This is a genomic window from Streptomyces sp. NPDC058375 (assembly GCF_042723425.1).
Classification (GTDB): domain Bacteria; phylum Actinomycetota; class Actinomycetes; order Streptomycetales; family Streptomycetaceae; genus Streptomyces; species Streptomyces durocortorensis.
Genome location: NZ_JBHXJG010000276.1, coordinates 1 through 9,404 on the forward strand (window position 1 = coordinate 1; position 9,404 = coordinate 9,404).

Annotated in this window: 8 protein-coding genes; 2 read left to right on the forward strand and 6 right to left on the reverse strand. The window is 69.0% G+C overall.

The features are described from left to right. Positions 1-75: 75 nt before the first annotated feature. The 6 genes from ACFWM7_RS30315 to ACFWM7_RS30340 form a co-directional block, all read right to left on the reverse strand. Positions 76-855 carry a S1 family peptidase gene (locus tag ACFWM7_RS30315; protein WP_383266604.1) on the reverse strand — a complete coding sequence of 260 codons (780 nt, stop codon included), beginning with the start codon at positions 853-855 and terminating at the stop codon, positions 76-78. Positions 856-1,048: 193 nt separating this feature from the next. Beyond that, positions 1,049-2,914, reverse strand: coding sequence for a glycosyl hydrolase family 18 protein (locus tag ACFWM7_RS30320; protein ID WP_383266606.1), 1,866 nt, complete (start codon positions 2,912-2,914; stop codon positions 1,049-1,051). A gap of 189 nt (positions 2,915-3,103) precedes the next feature. Beyond that, a complete protein-coding gene (gene glgC / locus ACFWM7_RS30325) occupies positions 3,104-4,321 on the reverse strand; it encodes a glucose-1-phosphate adenylyltransferase (protein WP_383266609.1) in 1,218 nt (405 codons plus the stop codon). Positions 4,322-4,358: 37 nt separating this feature from the next. After that, complete coding sequence (gene glgA / locus ACFWM7_RS30330; protein ID WP_383266612.1) at positions 4,359-5,522, reverse strand: glycogen synthase; 1,164 nt, start codon at positions 5,520-5,522, stop codon at positions 4,359-4,361. Between the two features lie 108 nt (positions 5,523-5,630). Then, a complete protein-coding gene (locus ACFWM7_RS30335) occupies positions 5,631-6,749 on the reverse strand; it encodes a fatty acid desaturase family protein (protein WP_383266614.1) in 1,119 nt (372 codons plus the stop codon). 7 nt (positions 6,750-6,756) lie between these two features. Then, entirely contained in the window at positions 6,757-7,767 is a 1,011-nt protein-coding gene (locus ACFWM7_RS30340) for a ferredoxin reductase (protein ID WP_383266621.1), read from the reverse strand. Between the two features lie 132 nt (positions 7,768-7,899). Between ACFWM7_RS30340 and ACFWM7_RS30345 the strand changes: the two genes are divergently transcribed. Both ACFWM7_RS30345 and ACFWM7_RS30350 read left to right on the forward strand, forming a co-directional pair. Further along, positions 7,900-9,039, forward strand: a complete 1,140-nt coding sequence (locus ACFWM7_RS30345) for a PucR family transcriptional regulator (protein WP_383266616.1) — start codon at positions 7,900-7,902, stop codon at positions 9,037-9,039. 74 nt (positions 9,040-9,113) lie between these two features. Next, complete coding sequence (locus tag ACFWM7_RS30350; protein WP_383266619.1) at positions 9,114-9,242, forward strand: hypothetical protein; 129 nt, start codon at positions 9,114-9,116, stop codon at positions 9,240-9,242. The last annotated feature ends 162 nt before the right edge of the window (positions 9,243-9,404 follow it).

Below are 9,404 nucleotides of genomic sequence, written 5' to 3' on the forward strand. Positions count from 1 at the left end.
CGTCCGTACGGGCAGCCCCCGGGGTGGTTCAGCCGTGATCACCCGAGGGCGACCGGACGGTGGTGGTGCGCGGCGTCAGAGCGTGCGGGCCGCCGAGGCGATGGCGGAGGCGAAGGTCGAGACCTCGGCGTAGACGCCCGGGTAGCCGGGACGGGCGCAGCCGTAGCCCCAGCTGACGATGCCGACCTGGATCCACTCGCCGGCGTTGTCCCTGCGGAACATCGGCCCGCCGGAGTCGCCCTGGCAGGTGTCGACGCCACCGGTGTCGGGGTAGCCGGCGCAGATCTCCTCGTTGGCCACGAGCTCGTTGCCGTAGGCGGAGCGGCAGGCGGCGTCGGAGACGAACGGGACGTTGGCCTTGAGCAGGTAGCGCTGCTGGCTGCCGCCCTCGCGGTTGGCGCCCCAGCCGGCGACGGTGAACGTGCCCTGGTTGAAGGCGGTGGTGGTGGCGATCTTCAGCGTGGGCCGGTTGATCGGCTGGGCGAGCTTGATGAGCGCCCAGTCCTTGCCGGTGCCGTTGTAGCCGGGGGCCTGGAGGACCTTGGTGGAGCGGACCTTGATGGCACTGGACGACTGGAGGTCGACGACGCCTCCGGTGGCGGTGATCGAGGTGTTGTTGCCCGATCCGTTCACGCAGTGGGCGGCGGTGAGGACGATGTCCTTGGCGTAGAGGGCGCCGCCGCAGCCCATGGAGAGCCGGACCATGAAGGGGAACTCGCCCTGGGCGGCGCGGGTTCCGCCGACGACGGGGTTGGGGGCGGCGGAGGCGGTGACGGGCTGGAGGCCGACGACCGCGATGGCGACGGTGGCGACGACGACGGAACATCTCTTCAGGGCACGCAGGAATTGCTGCACGGACTGCCTTCTTTCGTGGGGGGCTGCTAGGGAGACCACGACAGGGCGCGGCGGATCATAGTCATGCACCCGTCAAGGCGATCCGATTGTCGGGAACCGGTGGCCGCTGCCACAAGGCCTACTTTTCGGCCAAACCGACAGTGAGCCCGCCGACCCCCGTGCGGGGCCGGCGGGCTCGGTGCCGTACCGGGGACTACTTGAGGCCGCTGTTGATCGCGGTCACGAGTTCGCCGTTGGCGGTGTCACCGTTGAACTCCCAGAAGAACGCGCCGCCCAGGCCCTGGCCCTTGACCCACGCCATCTTGGTGCCGACGGTCGCGGGGGTGTCGTAGCTCCACCAGTTGTTGCCGCAGTGGGCGTACGCCGTGCCCGCGACCGTGCCGGTGGCCGGGCAGGTGGTCTTCAGGACCTTGTAGTACTGGTTGCCGGGCTCGATTCCGGCCGCCGGGCCGGTCGCCGTGCCGCCGGGGGCGGACTGGGTTACGCCGGTCCAGCCCCGGCCGTAGAAGCCGATGCCGAGCAGCAGCTTGGAGGCCGGAACGCCCTTGGCCTTCAGCTTGGCGATCGCGTCGGCCGAGTTGAACCCCTGAGCGGGGATGCCGGGGTACGAGGTCAGCGGGGAATGCGGGGCGGTCGGCCCCTGCGCGGCCCAGCTGCCGAAGTAGTCGTACGTCATGACGTCGTACCAGTTGATGTACTGCGCGGCGCCGCCGTAGTCGGCGGCGTCGAGCTTGCCGCCGTTGGAGCCGTCGGCGGTGATGGCCGCGGTGAGCAGGTTGTCCGGGCCGAACTTGGCGCGCATGGCCTGCATCATGTTCTTGAACGACGCCGGGCCGCTGCTGTCACAGGTCAGACCGCAGGCGTTGGGGTACTCCCAGTCCAGGTCGATGCCGTCGAAGACATCGGCCCAGCGCGGGTCCTCGACGAGGTCGTAGCAGGACTGCGCGAACGCGTTCGGGTTCTGCACGGCCTGGCCGAAGCCGCCGGACCAGGTCCAGCCTCCGAAGGACCAGAGGATCTTGATGTGCGGGTACTGCGCCTTCAGCTTGCGCAGCTGGTTGAAGTGGCCGCGCAGCGGCTGGTCCCAGGCGTCGGCCTTGCCGTCGATCGACTGCTCCGGCGTGTAGGACTTCTCGTAGTCCTCGTACGCGTCGCCGACGGTGCACTTGCCGTTCTGCACGTTGCCGAAGGCGTAGTTGATGTGCGTGATCTTCTCGGCAGAGCCGGAGGTGACGAGATTCTTGGCGGTGTAGGAGCCCCAGTTGGTGAAGTAGCCCAGGTTGATCTTTCCGTTGCCGCCGGGGTTCTCGCCGCCACCGCCCCCGGTGGTGCGGACCGTCGTGGCGGCCGAGGCCGGGCCCGTCTGGTCGGCGGTGTCGCGGGCGACCACGGTGTAGCCGTAGTCGGTGCCGGCGGTCAGGCCGCTGTTGGTGTACGTGGTCCCGGCGACCGTGGCGACGGTGACGCCGTCCCGCTTGACGTCGTAGTTCTTGATGCCCTTGTCGTCCGTGGCGGCCGCCCAGGACAGCTTCACCGACGTGTTGGTGATGTCGCTCGCGGTGGGCTTGCCCGGCGCGGAGGGAGCCTTGTCGCCGGGGTTGGTGCCACCGCCGTCGCAGGAGGCTCCGTTGAGCTTGCAGCCGCTGGGCGAGCCCGAGCCGGAGCCGTTGAAACCGAAGGAGACCGACGCTCCGGGCGCCAGGGTGCCGTTCCAGCCGAGGTTCTTGGCCGTCCAGTGGTTCGCGGAGTTGGTGACGGTGGCATCCCAGGCGGAGGTGACCTTGGTGTTCGCCGGGAAGTCCCACTCGACGGTCCAGGATGAGAGCGTCGTGGTACCGGTGTTCTTCACCGTCCACTTGCCCTCGAAGCCGGAGCCCCAGTCCGATGCCTTGGTGTATACGGCGGTGGCCGAGGTCGCGGCCTCCGCAGGGGCGGCGAGGCCGACCATGGCGGCCAGCGGGAGGAGCAGAGCCGTGGCTCCCGCGAGGACCTTGGACCGCTTGTTCGGGATGCCGCTCTGCGACGATCTCGTTCTCCGCCATCGTGTTTCCGTGCGCAAGGCTGCTCCTCGGTGGCTTCGGGCGGGCAGCGGGGTGCCTGACCCGTCGATCCCACGTGACCCCGAGTACGTAGCGTCGGCCTCGGTCCCCGCAGGGTTTCCGTGACCATAGAAAGGCCTAGACCAATCGTCAAGAGGTCTGGACCGATGACTGGTTGCGACTCCTGCCGAAGGCCGGCCGGACACCCCCTAGTTCACCGCCTGGCCCTTGCCGAGGGCAATCACGCCGTTGCGCGAGACGGTGTAGAGCTCCTGGTCCCGTTCGGGGTTGACGCCTATCGTCGCCCCGGGCGGGACGTCGACGTTCTTGTCGAGGATCGCGTTCCGCACCACCGCTCCCCTGCCGACGCGCACCCCGTGGTGCAGCACCGAGCCCTGGACCACCGCGCCCTGCTCGACGATCACACCGGGCGAGAGCACGGACCCGGTGACCTGGCCACGGATCACGCAGCCCGGGCTGACGATCGACTCGCCGGCGATGCCTCCGGAGACGAAACGGGCCGGGGCCTGGTGGGCAGCGTGGGTGTACATGGGCCAGCGCTGGTTGTAGAGGCTGAACAGCGGCCGCTCGGAGATGAGGTCCATGTGGGCCTCGTAGTAGCTGTCCAGGGAACCCACGTCCCGCCAGTACCCGCGCTCGCGCTGGGTCTCGCCCGGTACGTGGTTGTCGTCGAAGTCGTAGACGTGCGCGGCCCCGCGCTCGGTGAGCATGGGCAGGATGGATCCCCCCATGTCGTGGACGGAGTCCTCGTCCTCGGCATCCTGGTGGAGGGCGTCGACGAGAACCTTCGTGGAGAAAAGGTAGTTGCCCATCGAGGCGAAGACCTTGGTCGGGTCGCCGGGCAGGCCGGGCGGGTCGGAGGGCTTCTCCAGGAAGCGCTTCACGCGTGAGCCGTCGGAGGCCGGGGTGATGACGCCGAAGGCGGAGGCTTCCGCACGGGGCACCTTGATACCGGCGACGGTCACGCCGGCGCCGCTCTCGATGTGCCGCTCCAGCATCTGGCGTGCGTCCATGCGGTAGACGTGGTCGGCCCCGAACACCGCTATGTAGTCCGGCTGTTCGTCATGGACGAGGTTGAGCGACTGAAGGATCGCGTCCGCGCTGCCGAGGTACCAGCGCGGGCCGAGGCGCTGCTGGGCCGGGACCGGTGTGACGTAGTTGCCGAGCAGGCTGGACATCCGCCAGGTGGTGGTCACATGGCGGTCCAGCGAGTGGGACTTGTACTGGGTGAGGACGCAGATCCTCATGATGTCGGCGTTGACGAGGTTCGACAGGACGAAGTCGACCAGCCGGTAGGTTCCGCCGAAGGTCACCGCGGGTTTCGCCCGGTCGGCCGTCAGCGGCATCAGCCGTTTGCCCTCGCCTCCCGCAAGGACGATCCCGAGCACCGAAGGTCCAGCGCGCATGGCCACTCCCCCTCCTGAAACACCGAACCGTTTCCGGCTACACCTTTTCGACGATCTCCTCGTACACCTCGAGCGTCCGCCGGGCCACCATGTCCCAGCCGAACTCGCGCACCGCACGTTCGCGGCCCGCTTCACCCATCCGCTGTGCCGCCGGACGGTCGGCGAGCACCTGGCCGATCGCTTCGGCGAGATCCGCCTCGAACCGGGCCGGCTCGTCGGCCTCGTACGGCACGAGCAGTCCCGTACCGCCGTCGGAGACGACCTCGGGGATCCCTCCGACCGCGGAGGCGACCACCGGAGTGCCGCAGGCCATCGCTTCGAGATTGACGATGCCGAGCGGCTCGTACACGGAAGGGCAGACGAACACGGCGGCCATGCTGAGGAGTTGGATGACGTCGGGCCGCGGAAGCATGTCCGGGATCCAGTGGACCCCGTTGCGCGAGCGCTTCAGTTCACCAACGAGTTCACGGAACTCGGCTTCGATCTCCGGAGTGTCGGGGGCGCCCGCGCAGAGCACCAACTGTGCTGAGGCGTCGAGCCGGTGGGCGGCGCGCAGCAGGTGCGGGACGCCCTTCTGGCGCGTGATGCGGCCGACGAACAGGACGTAGGGGCGGTCCGGGTCGACACCCAGCCGGCGCAGCACATCGGCTCCGGGAGCCGGCCGGTACAGGCGGGTGTCGATGCCGTTGTGGACGACCCTGACCCGGTCCGGATCCAACTGCGGGTAGCAGCCGAGGATATCGGCACGCATTCCGTGCGAGACGGCGATCACCGCGTCGGCGGACTCCACGGCGGTGCGCTCGGCCCAGCTGGACAACGCATAGCCGCCGCCGAGCTGTTCGGCCTTCCAGGGCCGCAGCGGCTCCAGCGAGTGGGCGGTCATCACATGCGGGATGCCGTAGAGCATTCCTGCGAGGTGGCCCGCGAGGTTGGCGTACCAGGTGTGCGAGTGCACGAGGTCGCGGCCTTCGAGCGCGGCGGCGATGGACAGGTCCACGGAGAAGGCGCGCAGCGCGTCGTTCGCACCGTCCAGCTCCCGGCCGGGCCGGTGCCTGACCAGCCCGTCCGAGGCTCCTTCACCCCAGGAGTGGACCTGCAGATCGGTGAGCCCGCGCAACTCCTTGGCCAGGAACTCGACATGGACACCGGCGCCGCCGTAGACGTCCGGCGGGTACTCACGACTCAGCAGTCCCACCTTCACGTCTGCCCCCTCATGACGTCGATGACCTTCTGCCCTTGATGGTCACTCACATGCGCCCGCGGGGAAAGACCACAGTGGCGCACAGCCCCTATCCCGCGCTACTGGAGTTCAGGCGGCGACAAGCTCCTGGTCCGGCGTCTTGGCCTTCGGCTTGTTCGGCTTGTTCGGCAGCGCGAGCCGGAAGACCTTGTGCCACGCGGAGAACACCTGCTTGGGCAGCGGGCCGGTGACGTACTCCAGCTCGTACTTCTCGAACAGGGCGCGCACCTTCACCGCGACCTCGGCGTACCGGTTGCTCGGCAGGTCCGGGAACAGGTGGTGCTCGATCTGGTGCGACAGGTTGCCGGTCATGAAGTGCATGGCCTTGCTGCCGCTGATGTTCGCCGAGCCCATCATCTGGCGCAGGTACCACTGGCCGCGCGTCTCGCCCGTGATCGACCGGCGCTCGAAGACCTGTACGCCCTCGGGGAAGTGCCCGCACATGATCACCGAGTGGGTCCAGAGGTTACGGACCAGGTTCGCGGTGAACGTGGCGGCGAGTGTGGTGAGGAACGACGGGCCCGAAAGGAGCGGGTGGATCACGTAGTCCTTGAGCACCTGCTTGCGGATCTTGCGGCCCACGGCCCTGGCCCGCGCGCGGAACTCCGGGTTCTTGCGGCGACGCTTGTGGAGGTTCTTGCCGAGCTCCAGGTCGTACGCCGCGATGCCGTACTCGAAGAAGCAGGCGTTGAGGAAGTTCCACAGCGGCTGGCCGAGGTGGAAGGGGTGCCACTTCTGGTCCTCGTCGACGCGCATGATGCCGTAGCCGAGGTCGTTGTCCTTGCCGATCACGTTGGTGTACGTGTGGTGCAGCTCGTTGTGCGAGTGCTTCCACTGGTCGGACGGCGAGACGTGATCCCACTCCCAGGTCGTGGAGTGAATCTTCGGATCCCGCATCCAGTCCCACTGGCCGTGCAGGACGTTGTGGCCGATCTCCATGTTGTCCATGATCTTCGCGACGGACAGCCCGGCGGTGCCGATCAGCCATGCGGGCGGGAAGAGCGAGAACAGCAGCACCCCCCTGCTGACGAGCTCCAGCTTGCGCTGCGCCGAGATGACCCGGCGGATGTAGGCGGCATCCTTCTCGCCGCGGTCGGCGATCACCTCGTCGCGGATGGCGTCCAGCTCGCGGCCCAGTTCCTCGATCTGCTCCGCGTTCAGGTGGGCTGTGGGGTCGATGGCGGTCAAGATGCTCCTACCGTTCGATGTCGCAGGGGCCCGCAGCGGCGGACACACAGGTCTGGATGAGGACGCCCGGCTCGGCCTCGGTGATCTCGCCGGTGCGCAGGTCGCGGACGGCGCCCGCCTTGAGCGGCGTGACGCACCCGAAGCAGATGCCCATGCGGCACCCGGAGGGCATGAGCACGCCGGCTTCCTCGCCGATGTCCAGCAGCGGCGAGGCGCCGTCCGCGTCGACGGTCCTCCCGGTGACGCTGAACGTGACCTCGCCGCCGTCGCCGGCGACGACGATGCCGGGGCGGAAGCGTTCGGTGTGCAGGCGTTCATGGACGCCGTGCTCTCTCCAGTGCTCCTCGGTGGCGTCGAGCAGTCCCGCGGGCCCGCACGCCCAGGTCTCGCGCTCGGCCCAGTCGGGCACGAGTTCGTCGAGACGGGCGATGTCGAGCATGCCGTCCGTGTCGGTGTGCACCTCGGTGAGCCGCAGCTTCCGGTCCGCCACCAGGCCGTGCAGTTCCCTGCGGAAGATCACGTCTTGCGGCTGCGGTGCGCAGTGGACCATGACGACGTCGTCCAACTCGTTGTCGCGCAGCATGCCCATCACGGGCGTGATGCCGCTGCCGGCCGTCAGGTAGAGCACCTTGGCGGGCTTGGCCTGCGGCAGGACGAAGTCACCGGTCGGCTGGTCGATGTGGATCAGCGTGCCCGGTTTCGCCCTGCGGACCAGATGGTTGCTCACCTTGCCGTCCGGAATCGCCTTCACGGTGATGGTGACGCGGCCGTCCCGGCGGTTCGTCGGCGAGGTGATGGAGTAGGCACGCCACAGGCGCACCCCGTCGACGTCGACCCCGATCCGTACGTACTGACCGGCTGTATGGCCGCGCCAGCCCCGTCCCGGTCTGATCACGACCGTTGCGGCGTCAGCCGTCTCGGGGTGCACGGCCTCGATGCGCCCCCGCAGGTCGGCGCCCGCACGCAGCGGGCTGACCAGGTCGAGGTAGTCCGACGGCAGCAGCGGCGTCGTGACCATCTCCAGTAGTTTCCACGCCCTGCTGCGGAGGGCTGTACTCGTCATGGCTCCAGCTTGCTGCGCGTGAAGGCGTAAAGTCCTAACCTAAAGACGTGAATCTGGTCGACGGAATTGTTCGCAGGGAACAAAAACATGAGTCATGCAGCCCGGAGAGCCAGCGAACTGGCTCTGGATGAGACGACGGTCACCGCACTTCGGGCCGCGCTGAAGACCACCGCCGACGAGATCGTCCAAGCGATCATCGACGAGGTCCCTTCCTACGCCAACGCCCTTTCGGGCCGTATGGGCGCCACCATCCGCCGGGCCGTCCGCACCGCCCTGGGCCACTACCTGGACCTCGCGAGCGGCAACGCCGCGGGCGGTGACGGCGACGACGCGGCCTACGAGCTGGGCCGCGGCGAGGTGCGCGACGGGCGTTCGATGGACGCCCTGCTCAGCGCCTACCGCGTAGGTGCTCGCGTGGCCTGGCGATGTCTCGCGGCGGGCGCCGTGCCCGCAGGGCTGCCCGCCGCCGAGGTCGCCAAGTTCGCCGAGCTCACCTTCGCCTACATCGACGAACTCTCCGCCGCGAGCGCCGCCGGCCACGCCGACGAGCTGGCCGCCCGGGGGAGAGCCCACGAGCGCCACCTGGAACACCTGGCCCGGGACCTCCTCGCCGACGCGAGCCCGGACGTACTGACGGCATCCGTCCAACGGGCCGGATGGCAGTCTCCGGTTTCTCTGACCGCGGTCCTGCTGCCCGCGGCCCAGGCCCGGCCTGTCTACCGCACGCTCGACCCGAACACCCTCGTCCTCGACGACCTGCAGGACGCCACCGGTGTGCTGCTCGTCCCCGATGCCGACCGGCCACATCTCTTGAGCCGGCTGACCGACCGCGCCGCCGTGGTCGGCCCGGCACGACCGTGGACCCGTGCGTCTGCCTCGTACGCACGGGCCGTACGCGCGCGCTCCCTCTCCTCCGATATCCGCGACACCGAGGAGCACCTGCCCGAGCTGGTGCTGAGCGCCGACGCGGACGCGTTTGCGGACCTGCGCACCCGGGCCCTCGCACCGTTGCGGACCTTGCCCGCCGCGACCGCACGCCGGCTGGAAGAGACGTTGCGGGCATGGCTGCTGCACCAGGGCCGACGGGACGAGGTGGCGGCGGCCCTGTTCGTCCATCCCCAGACAGTTCGTTACCGGATGTCGCAGCTACGGGAGCTGTTCCCGGATCTCGCATCACCGGGCCGGGTCCTCGAACTGACACTGGCGGTCGGTCTTCGGGCAAGCTGACGCGTGATCAGCCGCCGTGAAGGACAGACGGTAGCCGGGCGCGCCCAGGACGCGCCCCGCACTACGCATCGCCGTTGTGCGGCGCGTACCCCAGCCCCTGTGACGACAGCAAGGGGGCCGAAGGCATCGGCCCCCTCCCCGACCACTTCTTCCTCGCCCACCCCAACGCCCGCGGCCGCCGCAGCGCCGCCACGTCGACGTAACCATACTCGACGACGTCAGCTGAGCCGAAGAGGCCCAGGCCGGTACGGTCGGGGCCCTGCGCGGGTGCGCACGCGGGACAGGGGGCGGGGCAGTGCGTGCCGTACGAACGTGCGGCTCCCCGGCATACGGCTCCAACCGACGGGGCCGGTGGCATCCGCCAC